The sequence below is a fragment of the Arenibacter sp. F20364 genome (assembly GCF_023015905.1).
In the GTDB taxonomy this organism is placed as follows: Bacteria; Bacteroidota; Bacteroidia; order Flavobacteriales; family Flavobacteriaceae; genus Arenibacter.
This window is the reverse complement of record NZ_JALKBD010000018.1, coordinates 54,779-74,483: the sequence shown is the minus strand read 5'-3', so window position 1 is coordinate 74,483 and position 19,705 is coordinate 54,779. Positions and strand designations below refer to the sequence as shown.

Sequence of the window (19,705 nt, the reverse complement as noted above, 5' to 3'; positions counted from 1 at the left end):
ACAAAGTTAATAACGATCAAACCTGGATAGTATGAAATCAAATTCAAATTCAAGTTCAAGAAGAAGTTTTATTAAAAAAACAGCGGCCAGTTCGGCCTTTATAGCTACCGCTGGAATCCTGCCACAATTTAGTGCCAAAAGTTATGCCCGTATTCTAGGTGCCAATGATCGGATCAATGTATCTATGATGGGGGTCAATAGTAGAGGGAATGCCTTGGCACAAAATTTTGCTAGTCAAAAGAACGCTGAGGTAATCCATGTTTGTGATGTGGACAGTAGGGCCATCCTAAAATGTTTGGATTCTGTAAAGGGTAGACAGGACAGGAAGCCAAAGACCTTTACGGATTTCAGAAAATCCTTGGAAAGCAAGGATGTGGACGCCATGGTGATTGCAGCTCCAGATCACTGGCATGCACCTGCATCGCTCTTGGCCATGGAAGCGGGAAAACATGTATATGTAGAAAAACCATGTAGTCACAACCCCCATGAAGGGGAAATTTTGGTGCAGGCCGCACAAAAATATGGAAAGGTAATACAGATGGGGAACCAGCGTCGCTCTTGGCCCAATGTGGTTGAGGGGATTAAAGCTTTGCAATCAGGTGCCATTGGAAAGGTGTATTTTGGTAAAGGATGGTATACCAACAACCGTAAATCCATAGGGATAGGGAAGGAAGTTGAGGTGCCCAATTGGCTGGACTGGGACCTTTGGCAAGGTCCGGCGCCCAGAATGAAGTATAAGGACAATATTGTACATTACAATTGGCATTGGTTATGGCATTGGGGTACAGGCGAGGCCTTAAATAATGGCACCCATATGATCGACTTATTGCGCTGGGGCATGCAGGTGGACTATCCTGTTAAGGTAAGCTCAAACGGGGGCAGGTATAGGTATCAGGACGATTGGGAGACTCCGGATACACAGGTAATCAATTTGGATTTTGCAGAAGGATTGTCCATGTCCTGGGAAGGTAGGAGCTGTAATGGTAAGCCTATAGAAGGAAGTTCGGTTGGCGTTATGTTCTACGGGGAAAATGGCAGTATGCTAATCCCTGGAGGTAATAGCTATAGCATTTTTGATTTGGAGGGTGAATTGATCAAAGAAGTTAAGAATACCCAAGAAATAGATCCCAGAAACAATTCCAACCCGGCAGAACTCTTGGATGCCTTACACATACAGAATATGTTCAGTGCTATCCACGACGGTGCAAGCCTAAATGCTGATATAGACTCGGGTCATAAAAGCACCTTGTTGGTTCAATTGGGGAATATTGCGCAGCGCACAGGCAGGTCTTTGGATATAGATTCCACTAATGGTCACATTTTGAAGGATAGCGATGCCCAGAAATTATGGAGCCGTTCTTATGAAAACGGTTGGGAAATGAAATTATAAAATAAATTATATGGCGAACAGAAGATCGTTTTTAGAAAGAATTGGAAAAGGGGCAGCTTTTTCCACCTTGGCCCTGTCCTTACCGTCACCCTTGTTTTCCCAACTAAAATTAGGAAAACCGCCAGTGGCGAAAAATAAGATTATCGGTATCATTGGTGCCGAGAATTCACATACCAGAGGTTTTGGTAAAATGTTCAATTTGGATAAAAAATTTTCGGGCTGGGAGGTTAAATATGTATGGGGTGAAAAGGAGGAATTTGCCCAACAGGCCAAGACCGAAGGAGGCATTCCCAATATTGTAAAAGACCCCTTGCAAATGATGGACAAGATAGATGCGTTGATCGTTGATCATCGGCATGGCGATCTTCACTTGGATGCGGCGCTCCCGTTTGTAAAGGCCGGAATACCCACTTTTATAGACAAACCATTTTGCTATAGCAGTCAGGCTGCAAAAATATTCCTTGAAATGGCAAGGGCGGCAGGTACTCCGGTAACTTCCTACAGTTCCATAGCCCACAGTTATGCCACGGACGATATGAGGAAGCAATTGGCTGAACTAAAGGACATAAATCAAGTAACTTGTTACGGTAAGGCCGATATCAATTCCATATATGGAGGCTTTTTCTTTTATGGAGTGCACATGGTAGAACCTCTTATTTATCTATTTGATGAAAAAATAGTTTCCGCGAGGTTCAACAAAAACGAAATGGAGAATTTGAACAGTAGTGCCAGTTTGGTATTTGAAAATGGAAGGATGGCCACCCTGGTCATTACCACCAAAAAGTATGGCTGGCAGACCTTTGTGGAAACGGACGAAGGAGTGGTTGAATTGAAGTCCAAAGTAGACACTGTGGATCCAGATAAGAACTACGTGGATATGGTAACCATGTTCAGTACTGGAAAGGAACCACGTAGCCACGAGAGTATCATCCACGGTATTGCCGTATTGGAAGCAGTTCAGAAATCTATAATTTCCGGTAATTGGGAATCTGTTATATCATAATTATGATCTATATTAAGAAATCCTTTACGCCGTTCGCGGCGGTTTTAATATTGCTCCTTATGGTTTCTGGCTGCAAGGGTAAAGAGGAAAAGAAGCCAGAGGAAGTTAATAATGTAGGACAATTAAACAATACCCTTACGGCTTTAGAGATGGAGCAGGGCTGGGAATTGCTTTTTGATGGCGAATCGTTTAAGGGTTGGCGCGGTTTGGGTAGAAAGGATGTTCAGACCGAACTATGGAAAATTGAGGATGGTACCATACGAAAACTGAATAGCGGAGAGGTGCCTTCCATGCCGGACGGACAGCCCATGGAAGGGGGCGATCTAATGACAGAGGATACCTTTGATAATTATGAATTGTATTTGGAATGGAAAATATTAAAAGCGGGCAACACGGGCCTCAAGTACAACGTGTCCGAAGAAATGTCCCAAAAGTTCGGTTCGCAATATTCGGCTCTGGGATTTGAATACCAATTGCTTGATGATTCAGATAGCCTTTATGCGGAAAAACTAAAACCATCCCAATACACTGGGAGTCTTTATGATATGATTGCGCCTGAAAACGCCAAGGTAAGGCCGGCAGGAGTTTTCAATTCCAGCCGTATTGTGGTAAATGATAAACACGTTGAGCACTGGCTTAATGGGAAAAAGGTAGTTGCCTATGATTTTGGTTCCCCGCATTTGGATTCCCTTTTTCAAAAAAGCAAATTCGTGGACTATCCGGGGTTTTTGGAAAAAAGAAAGGGGCATATCGTTCTTCAAAACCATAAGGACGATGCCTGGTTCAAGAATATTAAGATTCGTAAAATTGAATCGGGAGGTTAGTTTCCGATAACATTGATAAGGGTCTGATAATTTTAAAATCAACAAATTGTTATGACATTTAAATATACATCAGTTTTAGCACTATTCTTTTTTTATAATATGGGAATATCACAGTCTATGGATAAAAGCGGTTTGGAGGGCATTTTGTATTCCGATGAGGGATGGGTTTCCATATCCACCACAAAGGGTAAAATTTCGGGAATAAATAGATTGTCTAAAGGCGACAAGGATTCACAAATATATGTAGCCCCTGGTTTAATAGATGTCCAGATCAATGGCTATATGGGGGTAGATTTTTCAGGTCCCGATCTTACGGTGGAAGGCATAAGGAAAGCTACAAAAGCTTTGTGGAAGGCCGGGGTAACCACTTATTTCCCGACCATTATTACCAGCGATTTCAATAGGATGAAAAAGAATTTTGCTATTCTGGCCCAGGCAAAAAAGGATCCGGAAATAGGAAAATCCATTCCCGGATTTCATTTGGAAGGTCCTTATATTTCACCGCTAGCCGGATTTCGAGGCGCGCATTTGGAGAAATACATCAAAAATCCGGACTGGGAGGAATTTCGGGAATTGCAGAAGGCAGCCAATAATGACATAAAACTAATTACCGTAGCTCCGGAACTGGAAGGGGCAATATCCTTTATCCGTAAATGCGTTGCCAATGGTATTGTAGTGGCGCTAGGACATCACAATGGTAGTGCAGAGGATATTAAACGGGCCATAGATGCCGGAGCAAAAATGGCCACCCACCTGGGCAATGGCTGTGCCAACGAGATCAACAGGCACCATAATCCTATCTGGCCACAATTGGCCGATGATAGGATTACGCCCAGCATTATAGCAGATGGATTTCATTTGACCAAGGAAGAGGTACGGAGTTTCTATAAGGTAAAAGGTCCAAGTAAAACTATTTTGGTCTCCGATGCCTTGGACCTAGCTGGTCTACCACCGGGAGAGTATACCCGTGGAGAGCGTACTTTATTGCTGACCCCCAATGTGGTAAAATTACCAAAGGAAAATGTTCTGGCCGGGGCAGCTTCACCTATAAGCGCCTGTGTAGGGGTAATAATGGACTATGCCCAATGCACTCTTAATGATGCCATACAAATGGCAAGTACCAACCCAGCCAAGATGTTTTCTCTAAATGAACTCGGGGAAATTGGACAAGGGAAACGTGCCGATTTGATTCTTTTTAAGTTGGAGAACAATCAGGTGGTAATTCAGAAGACATTTGTATCAGGGCAGTTGGTATATACCAAAGATTAGTTCCCTGTTAACTCCTATGGTGTTGAATGTTAAGGTACTTGGTTGAAAATTAAATCTATAAAAGCAGGATATGGGCAATAAATCATTAATCAAAAAAATACTATTGGGACTTAGCGCCGTAGGTCCAGGGCTATTTCTTATTGGTTACAATATTGGAACGGGCAGTGTAACCACAATGGCCAAGACGGGTGCGGAATTTGGCATGAGTCTTTTTTGGGCCGTAGTACTTTCCTGTATTTTTACTTATGTTTTAATGGTGGCCTATGGCAAAGTAACTTTGGTGACCGGTAAGACTGCACTCTTTAATTTTAAACAGGAGTTTAAATGGGGTTGGATACTTTCGCTATATATCATTTTGGTACTTATTATAGGGGAATTATTGGCACTGATGGGTGTAATGGGTATTGTGGCCGATTTGGCGCAGGAAGGCTTGCGTTTGGCCTATAATGGTGTGTTTGTCCATAGAGCCTGGATCATCCTATTTTTTGTAACAATACTGGCATTTTTTTTATGGTTCGGACGTTATAAGGCTTTTGAAAAAGCCTTGACCGTTCTGGTTATCCTGATGGGACTTTCCTTTATGGTCGTTTTTATTATGGTCCGACCGGATATGACGGATATCCTTTCTGGTATGGTTCCCAGTATTCCCGATACCCCCGGTGCGTTGGGCTTAATTGCGGCCATTACTGGAACCACCTGTTCTGCAGCTGTTTTTGTGATGAGAAGTACTGTGGTGGCGGAAAAAGGATGGGGCATCAATGATTTAAAAAAGGAGAAGACAGATGCTTTTGTATCGGCTTTTATGATGCTCTTCCTGAGCGGTATTATTATGGCCGTGGCCGCGGGAACCCTTCATATCTCGGGTATGAAGCTGGACGATACCGTAGAAATGATTTCCTTATTTGAGCCCTTGGGGGGTAAATTGGCCGCCTTTGTTTTGATAATTGGGATTACAGGGGCCGGGCTCTCCACTATTTTTCCTATCGTGCTTATAGCTCCTTGGTTACTGGCCGATTATAGGGGAACTCCAAGAAATATTCACTCCAAGTCTTCAAGAGTGCTAATACTGGGCGCTATGGTATTTGCCTTTGGAACAGTCTTTTTGGAGGAAAGACCTCCTGCACTTATGGTTTTCTCCCAGGCTTTTCAGGCCTGTATCCTTCCGGCAGTGGCGATACCAATGTTTATATTGATCAACAAACAACAATTGATGGGGACTAACAAGGCCAGCGCCAAGCTTAATCTTGGTCTAGTCGCGGTAATCCTATTTTCACTGCTGACCACATGGTTCGCTATAACAGAATTTATATAAAATTAAACAATGGAAAAGTCGTTTCAAATTGAAAATTTGTCAATAGAGATTTATGGACAGTCCAAGGAAATGGGAGCAGCGGCAGCTGATTATGTTACAAGGAAATTGAATGATGCGATTGTTAAAAAGGGCGGGGCAAATCTAATCTTGGCTACGGGCGCATCACAGTTTTCATTTTTGGAGGCCTTGCAAACCAAGGAAATCGATTGGAAAAAAGTAACTGTTTTTCATTTGGATGAATATAAAGGCATATCCGAATCCCATCCCGCGAGTTTTAGAAAGTATCTCAAAGAACGTATTTTGAATAGGGTAGCACCTAAAAAGGTATATTTTTTAAATGGCGATGCAGCAGATATGCAATTGGAAATCAAAAGTTATGAAGAGGCTTTGAAAGCACATCCCATAGACATTGCCTGTATTGGTATTGGGGAAAATGGACATATAGCCTTTAATGATCCCGCAGTGGCCGATTTTGATGATCCGAAATTGGTAAAAGTGGTGGAGTTGGATGAGGCCTGTAGAAATCAACAACTTGGTGAGGGCTGGTTTCCAAGCTTTGACGACGTACCCAAGGAAGCCGTTACCCTGACCATTACCGCCATAATGAACTGTGAGGCCATTAGTTGTGTGGTGCCCGACGAACGAAAGGCCCAGGCCGTTTATAATAGCCTGTACGGGGATATAAGTACCAGCTGTCCGGCTTCCATTCTCAGGACACACCCGGAAACCGTGCTATTTTTGGATAAAGCATCGGCATCCATGATCAAGTAATTGGTCATTCTTCGTTGCACTGAAACTGGGCATGAAGGAGCCGAGCAAGGTATTGCTTGGCCTCACTTTATGCCAAGGGCCTCATTCTCGAAGGAAATACCCTCCCAACCATTGATCATAAAATTGCGAATGTTTTGGTGGTCGCTACCCTTTGGATTTTCAAGGACATCTTTTCGGTAGTAGGAACCAAAACAGGCCAAGGTTTCCTCCTTGCCCAACTTGTGATGTTGTGCAAAAGAGAATACTTTACAGGAACCTGAATTTTGGCCAGCCTCGTTAATCAATTCCCCATTCGTAAATTTTACCGGAGAAAAGTTATAATAGGTGTCGATAATACCTATAGTGTCTCCAAAGGCTATTTCTTTCGGGGTCCTTCTAAGTTTGTCGAGAAATTCGTAAACTGTCATAGTTCGGTGGGATTTAAGTTGAACATGTAAATTTAGATTATCCCGGCAAGATTTAAGTTGGTTTTTTCAAGTTAATTATTCCATATTTCTCAAATGGGTTAAGGCTATATTTTTTACCTTTAGGTTTATTATTTGAAATTTCAAATCCGTTGTTCCAATTAGCTATATAAGTAAGGCATCGAATTAATAATAAAATACTTTTCACAGATGAAACAATTAATACTAAGTACGCTGCTGTTTACCGTTTTACCAATAATGGCGCAGGAAGTTAAAAAGGAAGTCCTTCCCAATGAAATTCAAATAAAAACTGCTGTTTTACCTGCTCCCGATGAAAAAAAGGACGGCGCCATGGTTTATGGATATAACAGCTCTGGAGAATTGGTGGTATTGCGCAAAGGAACCAATAACTTGGTCTGCATAGGGGACAATCCAAGCAAAGAGGGGATCAATGTGGCATGTTATTCCAAAAAGCTGGAACCTTTTATGTCCCGTGGAAGGGAGCTCTCGGCCAAAGACCTTTCCGGGGAAGAGCGGGAGAAAATCCGTGCAGAGGAAGTGGCTTCCGGTAAAATAAAAATGCCCAAGGAACCAAGTATGATGTACGTGTATTATGGAAAATCGGAAGACTATGATAGTGCTACCGGAGAATTGCAAAATGGAAAGTTTAGATATGTCATCTATACTCCTTTTGCTACTACAGAATCTACAGGATTGCCGGACAAACCCCATGCACCGGGAATGCCTTGGTTAATGGATCCGGGTACGCATAGGGCCCATATCATGGTGGGGCCATTTAATTAATACAGGCAAAATTTTTCTGTATGCCATAATGATATTCATTATAGTAGAAATTGAAGAGTATAATTGTGATAAACTTGTTGTTCGTTAAATTTTACACATTTCTTTAGAGGAGTTCTGCCCTTATTTTTGTGCTAAATAGTTCTGTTTGTGCAATCTAATTTTAAGCTTACATTTGCACGGTTTTAATTTTCAGAAAATATTTGGAAAATGGGCAATAATAATCTGGTGGACAAGCAGGAGAATGTAGTTGAGGCAATAAGTCCGGAAGAGATCGATCAGTGTATTTTTCTTCTAAATAAATTGGTAGGGAACGGGTATAAGGTTTTTGAACTTCCAGAGGAGAAAAGAGTGGCATTGCTAAAGGCCGCAGGCCAATTGTCAAGACCGGCCAAGGATGAATTTAAACAGCGCAAGAAAGACGCGGCCAAGGTTGCCAAACGCAAGATGATAGAACGCGATAAGCACGCGCGTAAGGAAACCGGGATCAGAAGCGCCAGGGAAGCTGCCGTATTTGTAGCTCCCAAATTATTGGCCGCTCCCTTGAGGGAAACTTTGGAAGAGCTGGAATTGGAGTCTCCACGGAATTGCTATGTCTGTAAAACGGTATATACGAAGTTGCATCATTTTTATGATACCATGTGCCCTGATTGTGGCGACTTTAACTATGCAAAGCGATTTCAGACGGCCGATCTTAGTGGGCAGGTAGCCATAGTTACAGGGTCTAGGCTAAAAATAGGATATTATATTACCCTAATATTGTTAAGAGCAGGAGCCACCGTGGTGGCCACCACTAGGTTTCCGGTAGATGCTGCACTGCGTTTCTCCAAAGAAGAGGATTTTCATGAATGGGGACATAGACTAAAAATACATGGCCTGGATTTAAGACATATCCCGAGCGTTGAAATCTTCTGCAATTTTATAGAACAACAATACGAGCGATTGGATATTCTTATCAATAATGCTGCTCAAACGGTAAGAAGGCCAGCGGGCTTTTACCAGCATCTTATGAAAAATGAAGAGGTAGCCTTTCGCGATTTGCCACCAAGGGCCCAGGAAGTATTGTCCGATCATGATTTTTGTTTGCAGGAATTAAATAGTCTTACCAAGGGTACGGCAAGTACCCAAAATAATGCGTTGCCCGTTAATTGGCATGCGCCTGAACCTGGTATTGGAATAAGGGCGTCTGCCAAATTGTCCCAGATTCCCTACAGTTTTGATAGTTCGCTGTCCGCAAAAGAGGTTTTTCCGGAGGGCGAATTGGATGCCGACCTACAGCAGGTAGATCTCCGTAAAACCAATAGTTGGCGTTTGAAATTGGGCGAAATAGAGACCCCTGAAATGATAGAGGTTCAATTGGTGAATGCCATTGCTCCCTTTGTGCTCTGTAATCGTTTGTCAAAACTTATGCGCCAGGAAAATACGGGTAAAAAACATATAATCAACGTATCGGCCATGGAAGGAAAATTCCATAGGTTTTACAAGGAAGACCGTCACCCACATACCAATATGGCCAAGGCTGCACTGAACATGATGACGCATACTTCTGCACTGGATTTTGCCAAGGATGGGGTGTTTATGAATGCTGTGGATACTGGTTGGGTAACAGATGAGGACCCTATTGAACTTTCCAAAAGAAAGGAAGAAGTTCACGATTTCCAACCTCCATTGGATATCGTTGATGGTGCCGCAAGAGTGTTGGATCCGTTGATCGACGGCATTAACTCCGGTAAACATTGGTGCGGTAAGTTCCTGAAAGATTACAGACCTATCGACTGGTAGGCCATAGTTCTATTTAAAGGTGTCCTTAATAGCAGGGTCTATTTCCAAAGCTTTGTTTTTAGGGAAGCGGTAGGAGATGCCGAAATTTATTAGATAATCGGCAAAAGCTGCATCCCCATTTCTAGGAGTTCCCGTGCTTATTTCTGTTTGTCTATCCGTTATACTTTGTGGCCTGTCTCTACGAACTGCAATGGGCACATTTAGATTTAAGGTTAGATTGTTATGAAAGTAGGCCAGGCCTGGCTCAATAGAAAGAACATTTCCGGGTCTTCTAAAACCTTCATTTCCTCCAATAAGGTCTTTTACGGGCACTGCATCAAAACGGGCACCCAAGGAAGCGGATATTACATTGGATAAACTATAACTTAGTCCTGTGCGTACCGAATATTGATCTGGTACGGCCATGATGGCTTCATTTTCCAGGATAGGGCTCAATGTTTCCCTAAATGTTCTAATACCATTGGTTTCCCTAGGGTTCAAAAGGTAAAAACCACCGCCATAGGCAAATAGACCGGTCGCCACTTTTTGGTAGAATTGAAAATCAAGGGTAAGTCCAAACCCTCCGTCCCCAGGTTGAATGGACTGGTCCACAGGTCGTACTTCTGGACTCCCCTCCGGACCTACGTTATAAAATATATCGGTGGCGTTGTAATTGCCAGTAGGTAGTTTTATGCCCAAACCAAGGGCAATGTTTCCTTCTGGATTTTCAATTGGGTCCAGCAACCAATAGCCTATCCCGGCCCTTATATCTGCCAGGCCTCTGGAATAAGTACTGTTTCTTTCTTCTCTACCATGTTCATATAGGGAGGACCTGGCATTGATTACCGTAGGGATGGTTATACTGGTGTAGAAGCGGTCCGAAATGCCATAGGTAAGGAAAAAGTCCCACGCATGGGAATGGTTAATTACTTCTGAATTATTGGCTACTCGATCGGGCTCTTCCTCCGTTCCCCGAAAATGCCGAAATGATTTAAAATATCTATAATTCATTCCAACTTGTAGATCTCCCTTGCCCAGAAGATTGTTTTCCAGGCTGTTTCCCACACAAGAGGAAAAGTGCCTAATGGCCACACATCCCTGGGCGTTTAAGGTTGTAGGATTACAAGTAAGTACCAGCATGGATATGCCCAATATAAAGTGAATACGTTTTGTTTTCATAGTTTGAAATTCAGTTTCAGGTATGTTTAAATAAACCTAAAGTCTAGTTTAGGATTGACTCTAGTAAATAAGGGGGTATCTATTTATTTCCCTAATCCCGGAATATGATAACACAAGTCCGGGAATTGCAGGAGTTTCAAATAGCTCAAATATTTTTGGAATACGGGTTTAAGAGACTTTGCTGTATGGCCGTTGATAAATCATAAGTAAGGCACTGATGATTACAATATTTTTGATTATGTACTGCCCTACCAGGGTCAGGGAAAATGGTGCTTCGGAAAAGGAAATTTCAGGAAAAAATACAACCGGAATAAAAGTTAGGGCCAGATGGATCACTGCTGCAACAATAACTTTTTTGAGCTGAAAATTAAAAATTAAGCACAATCCAATGGCAACTTCAATTACGGCCAACATTAAGATTCCTACATTCTCCGGAATGAGATGAAAGGTCAATAAAGAAATGGTTTGTTTGGCCAGTATATCCGCCGGACTAAGCCCGGGGAAAAATTTAAGCAATCCAAACCAAAGGTAAACTATACCGATACTTATACTTAGTATCCTGCCATTTTGGGATAAACGAACCATTTATTGCAGTTTTTTTGTATTGGGTTTATTTTTTAAGATAGATATTGTATTTCCTTACCAAGTGGAAGTGGAAATTTTAAAGGGAGATATTACTATTTTACTTAGTAGCCTCTTTGTCATTTTCACCTATAAGTTCTAGGTATTTCTTGTAATGGTAGCGTGCTACCTGCCTACCCAATTCCAATCCGGCAACATTATCTGCCTGAATATGATATCCGCCCATTACTCTGGACATTCCTGCCATTTCGGCTGTTTCGGTAAAGGTTGGAAATTTTATGATAACCGGATCGTCAAGATTATTGGGCTCTGTAAGCGCTCCTGGAACCAGTTCAACTTCTACACCAAAATTGTCGTCCCCAGTAAATAATCGCAATGCCTCTGCACATCCACCGCTGATGGTGCTATGGCCCGAAACGTAGCTTGGGAAAGGTGGACAAAGAAAAGCGTCCGGGGAGTAAGGCCTCCAATCTTTTCCTTTCATTTCAACCATACCTTTATCGGGACCTCCCCAAGCCTTAATTACCTGGTCTTGATAGTAATCGTGCACTAAGGCATATGGGCGGGTATAATCATAATACATTTTGGAATCCCAACAGGAGATAAAGGCATCCATGGCCACGGATTCTACCAAGAAATACATCTTAACATCTTCGTCCAAGTTGTTGTTGTCCCGTGCAGAAACGTCTTGCGCAAATTTTAACCAATGTCCTGCCTGTTGTACAGATTTGGGTCCATCTCGCATAAACTCTACCAAGGCTTTATTTTCTGGAGTTAAATTAGCCTGAAGGTCAATTACTTCCTTAACTTCCAATGCCAATTGTTCGGAACCGACCATAGGAGGGGGTCCCGGTCTAAATTGATCTGCAGTCTCCAATAATAAAGGTTTTACCTTCTGCCAATATGGGGTTAGGCAACCTGGATTATATTTATTTCCGTCTTCATCGATGAAATACTTTGGTTGCCATCTGTTGAGGTCAATATTTTTATCAATGTCATTTACAGGTGCATAATTGGTATAATCAAAATAGGGTTGGCCATTGGAACCTTCAACTTCCCCGTACTGGTTGGAACCATCATTTTTGCGGGCATTTATCACCATGGCAGCTGCAAGGTTTCCAACTCCTTCAGGAGTATTGGCATCCGTTGATTGGTTATCCGGATCAAGGCCCAAGGCAATCATTTTTTCTTTGTACATGGTGCTATCCGAATAATAATACTCCTTTAACGCCCTATAGGCCGCATAGCTCACCGCTATTTCCTTGTTCTTTAAGGTTTGTTTGTTTTCGGGAAAACGCTCTACATTTTTCAGGAATAAGGGTTGTGCCTTTTCATCAAAGCGTGTCCAAGCATCAAACATGGCAGTAAATATTAGACCAAGATATCTGGATGTTATCGTAGGTCTCGGTTTGAAACGATCTGTGTCCAAAGCAGTTCCTTCCAAGGCCATATAGGCCCATTGGTAGGCCACATTGTCTTTCCCCCGCGGTTCATCGGCCATGGCCATAAGATTTTCGGCCATATTTTCGGAAGGTTTGGATTTCTCCTTACAGCCCATCAATCCAAAAAATAAAATGGAAAGTATGGGTAATAAAAGTCTTTTAGAGTTCATGTTTGTTGGTTTTGTTACCAACAATAGTAGAATTTTAGATTGCGGGAAAATTATTTTTTATACGAAATGATTATATTGCTTGACGAAAATGGTAATTTATTGGATAAGCTCATGAAGTGTTTAATTGTTGATGATGATCCGTTGATTTGTGACTTACTTGAGCATTTTTGTAGTAAGATCAGTGAAATTGACAGTGTAACGACGACGGTATCCGGTTTTGAATCTGTTAACCTTATTAATAATTCATCCTTTGACCTAATTTTTTTGGACTACAATTTACCGGATATTACAGGTAGGGATATTTTGGATCTAAATCCCAATTCCGCTGTTATTATGGTAACCTCCAACAAGGACTTTGCCTTGGATTCCTACAACTATCCCAAAATTGTTGATTTTTTGGCAAAACCTATCGACTTTCCACGATTCTATAAGGGTTTTTTAAAGGCGAAGGAATTTATTTCCGCCAGTAAAAAAGTGACTGAAAAAGATGCCAGGCTGTTTATTAAGGAAGGAGGGAAACTGGTAAAAATAAAATTAAAGGAGGTAGCCTATTTTAAGTCGGAGGCGAATTACATAGCCATCGTTTTTAGGAACAAGAAAATATTGACGCTAATGGCCCTCAAAGATCTTGAACCTAAACTTCCCGATTTTTTTCAACGTGTACATCGCTCATACATCATTAATCTTAATATGATAGACGTGATACATACGGGCGCTGTGGAAATAAACAAAGACCATGTGCCAGTTAGTCAGCGCTATTCCCCAGAATTGCTTAGGAAGATCCAACTCTTAAATTAAAGTTTCTTTCCGCTCTAATGCAGCATAGATAATAAGCAAATACATTATTTATCTTGTTTAGATAATCAATATTCATGGTTGATATTTTGTCCGGTAGTACCTCTTTAAGATCGGTTAATTTAAGATTGTTGATGTGGGCTATTAGCTTGTGAAGTATGGATTCCCATTGGGTTTGATCGTTACTTCCGCTAATTTTGTTTATTCCCTTTAGGTAGTTTTCAAACTCTTTTTCCAATAATTTGAGGACTTTATTTATTTTGAGGGTGTCGTGGTCATAATTGTTATAGATATTTGAAAAATCAGGGGCTTTAAATTCTTTACTGCCTAAAATTTTATATACCGTATCTTTAAAATGCTCTAATTGGAAGGGTTTTTGAAAATACTCGTTGAACGAGGTTTTGGCTTCCGTGGAATCAAGGGCGGAAACAATAATAAGTGGACTGTTAATTTTTTTGGTTTTGATCCATTGGTCCAATGTCATGTTGATTTTTTCATTTTCCAGCATTAAATCACTTATGATCAAGTCTGGTGAATCTTCAATGATACTTTTCAAAGCCTCGTCCATAGACTTGGTCTGACGCAAGGTAATATTGTCGGAATTTAAAATGTGCTTTACCAATTCGGTGGTCGATGCATCGTCTTCAATGTGCAGGATATTGTAATTTCCGGTCAGGTGTGGAAGAGGCAACTTTGAAGTTGGAACAGGTTTTGCCAATTTTTGGGAAGATATGGAAATGGTGGGGATGCTGATCAAAAATTCCGAACCTTTGCCTTTTTGTGAAGAAGCCTTCAAAGTACCTCCAAATAGTGTTGTCAACTGTTTAACAATGGATAGGCCTAGCCCATAACTGCCATACCTTCCGGACAGATCATTTTTTTCCATAAAAAAACGGTCGTTTATCCTATTCAGGTTTTTGGGGAGTACGCCTACACCGGTATCACTGACCTTTATATGTAACAATTGATTCCCAGGGCCGTCGATAGTGGCGGAGAGGCTTATGATGCCCTTTTTGGTGTACTTTATGGCGTTTACCACGAGATTTGTTACTATCTGTGTCAGTCGTAAGGCATCTGTCTGAAACAGGCCAGATTCGAGCTTCTCATCTATACTTAAGTTGAAGGTAAGACCCTTTTGAACTGCTTCGTATAAATAGGTAGAGTGGATATCCTTCAGAAGTTCTGCAATATTGGTCGGTTCCAATTGGATTTGCAGCTTGCCCTCGACTAATTTTTGGTGGTCCAGAACGTCGTATACCAAGCCGGCCAAACTATTGGAGCTTCTTTCGAGTGCGTTGATAATTGGTAATTGTGGCTCTGGAGCATTTTTGTACAAAAGTTTTGTGAGGCCTAAAATAGCGTTGAGGGGGGTCCGCATTTCATGGCTCATATTTTGTAAAAATTCATCCCTTTGTTTTCTGGCCATTTGTTCCTTTTCCAGGGCGGTGTTCAATTGAAGCACATTTTGATCTATTTTGACCTTCATTTTGGAAAAGGTGTTGGCCAGGATCCCGATTTCGTCCTTTCTATTGGTGGGTAGTGTATGTTCATCGGGGATTCCTTGGTCATAGTTGCTAATGGCCTTGGTGATTTTGGTGATTTTTTTTGAAAACAAATTGGTAAAGAACCATGACAATAGTATGGAACATAGGCACACCCATAGCAATGTTTGAATACTCTCTGCGCGTACGGTGAGGGCGTTTTTAAGCAAAATATTTTGCTCCATATTCGAAATCAGATAGATTTTTCGTTTTCCGTCAAAATAGGGCAACTCTTTAAAATAACTTAAATAACTAGCCTCATTGAGCCCCGTAAGCTGATGGAAACCATCTTTAAGAGGTTCTTGGGAACTCCTGTCAATATTGAATTCGGAATAAAAGTTCTGAAATTTTTGGGTCTGTTGGCCAAACTGTTGGGCCCTGTCATGGGAATATAGATACTGGCCCTGTGAATCTATTAAATAAAACTTACTGTCGTTGCCAGCAATTTGATCAAGATTGAGATATAGCGGATTTAGGTTTATATTAATGATTAAGATACCAACTTTTTTGTTCTCATTGTCAAAAATGGGGCTGGCGACACGTAGAGTAGGGGTGTGAGGAGTACTGATTACTCCGTATTCCTCATTTAAATTGATATTGGAAAAATAATGTTCACCCTTATTTACTTGAATGGCCTCTTTAAAATATTCACGGTCTCCTTTTTGCTGTAAGTTGGTCGACTTAAGTACTTGGCCATCCAATTTGTCGAAACGTATAATCTCTTTACCGTCCTTATCAGCATCGAGCAGTCGGATTTGAAAATAGGTTTCCTTGTTTTCGAGAATTATACGGAACAGTTGGTCTATTTCTTTGTTGGTTTTTTCAGAAGGATAGAATATATGCTGTTGTATGGTGGGACTCAATGCAATGACGGCAATGTCATTGGTTACTTCGTTCAATAAGGCATAAAAAGATTGTTCGGCCAATTCTGAACCGTGCATAATACGTTCCTTCGAATGTGCCATAATTACTTGCGAGGCTTTTCTAAAGACCAAATACCCGGATAATAGAATGGAGAAAATGATAAGGCCAGTGAAGAATAGGGCAAATCGGGTAACTATGGAATGTCTTAAATTCATGTAAAGGCGAATATAAGGTATATGCAACTAATTTATACTTTATTTAAATTGTAAACAAAAGCTTTTGGTGTTCTAGTACTGACACTTTTTTTAAGTAGGTCCAGTAGTTTTGTTCAAGGGTGATTTTTTTGCCTATGACCTTCCATATGAGGGATTTGTTCATGTAGTCAATATAAAATGCAAGGTAAAAAATAACGATTTTGACTATATTTGTTAGAGACAGCAATTTTATCCTGCTTTATGGAAACCTACGCAACGGCACTTTTATATGCCATCCCGTTTTTTGTGATCCTCTTGACAATAGAAATAACCTATGGCTATTTTGTGAAAAAACAAATGCACAAGGTTATGGATACGGTTTCCAGTATTAGTTCTGGGCTGACCAATATCATCAAGGATACTTTGGGGCTGGCAGTAATTATAGTTTCCTATCCTTTTTTGTTGGAGCATTTGGCCATTACCGAAATAAAGGCCACTTGGTTGGTTTGGACGATTGCCTTTGTTGTTCTTGATTTCGCCGGTTACTGGAACCATAGGTTAAGCCATAAAATAAATATTTTTTGGAATCAACATGTAATTCACCACAGTAGTGAAGAGTTTAATTTAGCTTGTGCCCTGAGACAACCGATAAGCAACCTGGTGGGTTATTTTTCGTTGTTCCTTATTCCAGCGGCGGTTTTGGGCGTGCCGCAAATGGTGATAGCTATTTTGGCTCCCATACATTTGTTTGCCCAGTTCTGGTACCATACCAGGCATATTGGAAAGATGGGTTGGTTGGAGTATATTTTGGTTACCCCTTCCCAACACAGGGTGCACCATGCCATTAATCCGGAATACATAGATAAGAACTTAGGGCAGATTTTATGCGTTTGGGATCGTATGTTCGGTACTTTTCAGGAGGAGATGGATGAGGTTCCGCCCCAATTTGGTGTATTGAAACCCGCGGGGACTTGGAATCCTATAATTATCAATTTTCAACATTTGTGGAGGATATTAAAGGATGCATGGCGAACCAAGAGCTTACGGGACAAATTGCGTATATGGTTTATGCCTACGGGCTGGAGGCCGGATGATGTCAAGGAAAAGTATCCCATTGCTATTATAGGCGATGTATATAATTTTAGAAGATATGGATCAAACGCCAGCAATGGGCTTAAGCTATATGCCATTTTTCAGATGCTGGTCAGTTTGGGGCTAATGATGTTCATGTTCTATAACTACACAGATATTGGTTTTGAGGGACTACTTACGTTTAGCGGTTTTATATTTGTCGGAATCTATGGGTATACTACGCTGATGGATAGAAAAAAATATGCTGTTGGGATTGAAGTTTTTAGAGGGGTGGCAGGAATTTTATGGGTAGTATATTTTGGCGATTGGTTTGGCCTAAACGCTTATCTTCCCATGGCCAATATGTGGGTTGGGACCTATTTTTTAATCACGATTTTTGCAGGTATTTATTTCAGCTATTTTGAGAATAAGGAAACCGAATTGAAAATAGCTTCTTAAGGACACTATTAAAACCGTAATTTGGTGAATTTGTATCTTTGGAAAAACGAAAATCCAGATTTGACCAGATAATTCGTTGGTTACGCAATTCATTTTATTCAGGAGGAGATAGACTTCAAAAAGTAATCTAATAAAGACTTTTGTTTTATTTTTTGGTATTCCTTACTTCTTTGTCCACCAATTCTATATAACGCTCCATAGCTTCTTGAATGCTTACGTTTTTTGCTTGGATCAGGGCGTTGGCCTTAAAGGCGTTTATTAAGGGCGTTCTGCTTCCCGGATGGCTAAAATTGCGGTTGGCAATTTTAAAATAGGCATAAAGTTTTAATAAAAGATCGGCAGGCAAGGGGTCTGTGTAGTCATTAACGAAATCGACCGCCGCTATAAAATCTTTATTTAGTTTATCAGTCTTCATTTTCTTTTTTAACCCTAGTAGTTGCAATACATGTTTTTGCCCCGGTTACTTTTTGGTGCAATTTTACGGTAATCGCACTATCCAAAGGTAAGAACAAATCTACTCTAGAGCCAAATTTAATAAATCCTGCATCATCTCCCTGTTGAACGCTTTCGCCCACTTCTGCATAGTTAACGATACGACGTGCCACGGCACCAGCAATTTGGCGGTAAAGGATGTCCCCGAACTTGGGCGTATTTATAACAACAGTAGTTCTTTCATTTTCTTCGCTGGATTTGGGATGCCAGGCAACCAGAAATTTACCGGGATGGTATTTTGACAATTTAATGAGTCCACTTGAAGGATATCTTGTTACGTGCACATTTACAGGAGACATAAAAATAGAAACTTGGATGCGCTTTGCCTTAAAATATTCCGTTTCTTCCACTTCTTCTATGGCAACTACCTTACCATCTGCAGGCGCCAATATTTCATCAAAATTCTTGGAAACGTTCCTTTTGGGATTTCTAAAAAACTGTAGCACTAAAACGAGGAGAACCAAGGAAATTATTTGAAGTCCAAATTTTAGCCAAGTTATTCCTATAAAATAGTTGGCCAACACTATAATGGAAACAACTATAATAAAGGTCGTTATAATGATCTTTTGTCCTTCTTTATGAAACATGTGAAAAAATAATTAAAGTTAAATATGCGAAAGGTGCGGCAAAAACCAGACTGTCCAATCGGTCCAGCATGCCACCATGTCCCGGTAAAATAGCGCCACTATCCTTAACGCCAGCAGCCCTTTTGAATTTAGATTCTATAAGATCGCCCAAACTTCCGGTCAGTACAATTACAGAGGCTAGTATCAACCATTGGACCAATGAAATATTGGTCTCATATTTCGATAAAAAATACGAGGCGGCCAAGGCAAAAATAAAGCCTCCCAGTGCTCCCTCAATGGTTTTTTTAGGGGAAATAGATGGGAACAATTTATTGCGGCCTATACTTTTCCCTACCAAATAGGCAAAAGTATCGTTTACCCAAATAAGTATAAATACACCCATGATCAGAAACTGTGCGAACTCATTGTCTTTATAAGGTATCATAGTAAGAAAAATACAGCCTCCCCCTATATAAAATAGCCCGATAATAAATTTTTGCAAATTGTTGAACAGTTTTTCCTTTCCTGAAAAGAGGTAGTACAACAATATAAAATTAATGGATATTGTGATGAACATCAAAATATTAATGAGATTCTTATCATCAATCAGGTAAATAAATGCCCACCAAAGAGCCAAATAAGCTATAAAAATATGATAACCTGGAAGCTTTATCATGCGTTTGTACTCGTAGAGACAAGCGAGTCCAAAGGTCATAAATAAAAAATCGAACGCATCAGAACTGAGGAATACGGCGGAAAGTAGTAAAATTACATAGACCGCACCTGTAAGTAAGCGCCTTAAAATTTCTCTCATG

Annotated in this window: 18 protein-coding genes; 10 read left to right on the top strand and 8 right to left on the bottom strand. The window is 40.8% G+C overall.

Annotated features, from left to right (window positions below):
- Window positions 1-31: 31 nt before the first annotated feature.
- The 6 genes from MWU84_RS15350 (at window position 32) to MWU84_RS15325 (ending at window position 6,569) form a co-directional block, all read left to right on the top strand.
- Window positions 32-1,390, top strand: a complete 1,359-nt coding sequence (locus tag MWU84_RS15350) for a Gfo/Idh/MocA family oxidoreductase (RefSeq protein WP_246903039.1) — start codon at window positions 32-34, stop codon at window positions 1,388-1,390.
- A 10-nt stretch (window positions 1,391-1,400) separates the two neighbouring features.
- The gene (locus tag MWU84_RS15345) at window positions 1,401-2,393 is read left to right on the top strand and encodes a Gfo/Idh/MocA family oxidoreductase (RefSeq protein ID WP_246903037.1); all 993 of its coding nucleotides are present in this window, start codon (window positions 1,401-1,403) and stop codon (window positions 2,391-2,393) included.
- A 2-nt stretch (window positions 2,394-2,395) separates the two neighbouring features.
- The gene (locus MWU84_RS15340; protein ID WP_246903035.1) at window positions 2,396-3,217 is read left to right on the top strand and encodes a DUF1080 domain-containing protein; all 822 of its coding nucleotides are present in this window, start codon (window positions 2,396-2,398) and stop codon (window positions 3,215-3,217) included.
- 99 nt (window positions 3,218-3,316) lie between these two features.
- Window positions 3,317-4,486 carry an N-acetylglucosamine-6-phosphate deacetylase gene (gene nagA / locus MWU84_RS15335; RefSeq protein ID WP_246903027.1) on the top strand — a complete coding sequence of 390 codons (1,170 nt, stop codon included), beginning with the start codon at window positions 3,317-3,319 and terminating at the stop codon, window positions 4,484-4,486.
- Window positions 4,487-4,556: 70 nt separating this feature from the next.
- Window positions 4,557-5,798 (top strand): Nramp family divalent metal transporter, encoded by a 1,242-nt coding sequence (locus MWU84_RS15330; RefSeq protein WP_246903019.1) that lies wholly within the window; start codon window positions 4,557-4,559, stop codon window positions 5,796-5,798.
- A gap of 9 nt (window positions 5,799-5,807) precedes the next feature.
- Window positions 5,808-6,569, top strand: a complete 762-nt coding sequence (locus MWU84_RS15325) for a glucosamine-6-phosphate deaminase (RefSeq protein ID WP_246903009.1) — start codon at window positions 5,808-5,810, stop codon at window positions 6,567-6,569.
- Between the two features lie 62 nt (window positions 6,570-6,631).
- Here MWU84_RS15325 and MWU84_RS15320 read toward each other — a convergent pair whose 3' ends face one another.
- On the bottom strand, window positions 6,632-6,976 hold the full coding sequence (locus tag MWU84_RS15320) for a HopJ type III effector protein (protein WP_246903007.1): 345 nt from the start codon (window positions 6,974-6,976) through the stop codon (window positions 6,632-6,634).
- 207 nt (window positions 6,977-7,183) lie between these two features.
- Between MWU84_RS15320 and MWU84_RS15315 the strand changes: the two genes are divergently transcribed.
- Window positions 7,184-7,777: a hypothetical protein gene (locus MWU84_RS15315; RefSeq protein ID WP_246903004.1), complete on the top strand. Its 594-nt coding sequence runs from the start codon at window positions 7,184-7,186 to the stop codon at window positions 7,775-7,777.
- A 207-nt stretch (window positions 7,778-7,984) separates the two neighbouring features.
- Window positions 7,985-9,556 (top strand): SDR family oxidoreductase, encoded by a 1,572-nt coding sequence (locus MWU84_RS15310; protein ID WP_246903002.1) that lies wholly within the window; start codon window positions 7,985-7,987, stop codon window positions 9,554-9,556.
- A gap of 9 nt (window positions 9,557-9,565) precedes the next feature.
- Here the strand turns inward: MWU84_RS15310 and MWU84_RS15305 are convergent, their stop codons facing one another.
- The 3 genes from MWU84_RS15305 to MWU84_RS15295 form a co-directional block, all read right to left on the bottom strand.
- Window positions 9,566-10,714 (bottom strand): hypothetical protein, encoded by a 1,149-nt coding sequence (locus tag MWU84_RS15305; RefSeq protein ID WP_246903000.1) that lies wholly within the window; start codon window positions 10,712-10,714, stop codon window positions 9,566-9,568.
- A gap of 168 nt (window positions 10,715-10,882) precedes the next feature.
- Window positions 10,883-11,299, bottom strand: a complete 417-nt coding sequence (locus MWU84_RS15300) for a doxx family protein (RefSeq protein ID WP_246902998.1) — start codon at window positions 11,297-11,299, stop codon at window positions 10,883-10,885.
- 97 nt (window positions 11,300-11,396) lie between these two features.
- A complete protein-coding gene (locus MWU84_RS15295) occupies window positions 11,397-12,908 on the bottom strand; it encodes a vanadium-dependent haloperoxidase (protein ID WP_246902995.1) in 1,512 nt (503 codons plus the stop codon).
- 66 nt (window positions 12,909-12,974) lie between these two features.
- Between MWU84_RS15295 and MWU84_RS15290 the strand changes: the two genes are divergently transcribed.
- A complete protein-coding gene (locus MWU84_RS15290; RefSeq protein WP_246902993.1) occupies window positions 12,975-13,706 on the top strand; it encodes a LytTR family DNA-binding domain-containing protein in 732 nt (243 codons plus the stop codon).
- Here the strand turns inward: MWU84_RS15290 and MWU84_RS15285 are convergent.
- Complete coding sequence (locus tag MWU84_RS15285; protein ID WP_246902985.1) at window positions 13,681-16,323, bottom strand: ATP-binding protein; 2,643 nt, start codon at window positions 16,321-16,323, stop codon at window positions 13,681-13,683. The genes MWU84_RS15290 and MWU84_RS15285 overlap by 26 nt on opposite strands.
- A gap of 240 nt (window positions 16,324-16,563) precedes the next feature.
- On the opposite strand from MWU84_RS15285, the gene MWU84_RS15280 reads away from it, so the two are divergent.
- Window positions 16,564-17,832 carry a sterol desaturase family protein gene (locus tag MWU84_RS15280; protein ID WP_246902983.1) on the top strand — a complete coding sequence of 423 codons (1,269 nt, stop codon included), beginning with the start codon at window positions 16,564-16,566 and terminating at the stop codon, window positions 17,830-17,832.
- A 145-nt stretch (window positions 17,833-17,977) separates the two neighbouring features.
- Here MWU84_RS15280 and MWU84_RS15275 read toward each other — a convergent pair whose 3' ends face one another.
- From MWU84_RS15275 to MWU84_RS15265, 3 genes are read right to left on the bottom strand one after another with little or no spacing between them, the layout of a single operon-like run.
- A complete protein-coding gene (locus tag MWU84_RS15275) occupies window positions 17,978-18,247 on the bottom strand; it encodes an acyl-CoA-binding protein (protein ID WP_246902981.1) in 270 nt (89 codons plus the stop codon).
- Complete coding sequence (locus tag MWU84_RS15270; protein ID WP_246902979.1) at window positions 18,237-18,911, bottom strand: phosphatidylserine decarboxylase family protein; 675 nt, start codon at window positions 18,909-18,911, stop codon at window positions 18,237-18,239. Before MWU84_RS15270 ends, MWU84_RS15275 begins: the two co-directional genes overlap by 11 nt.
- On the bottom strand, window positions 18,901-19,704 hold the full coding sequence (locus MWU84_RS15265; protein WP_246902977.1) for a phosphatidate cytidylyltransferase: 804 nt from the start codon (window positions 19,702-19,704) through the stop codon (window positions 18,901-18,903). Before MWU84_RS15265 ends, MWU84_RS15270 begins: the two co-directional genes overlap by 11 nt.
- Window position 19,705 lies beyond the last annotated feature (1 nt).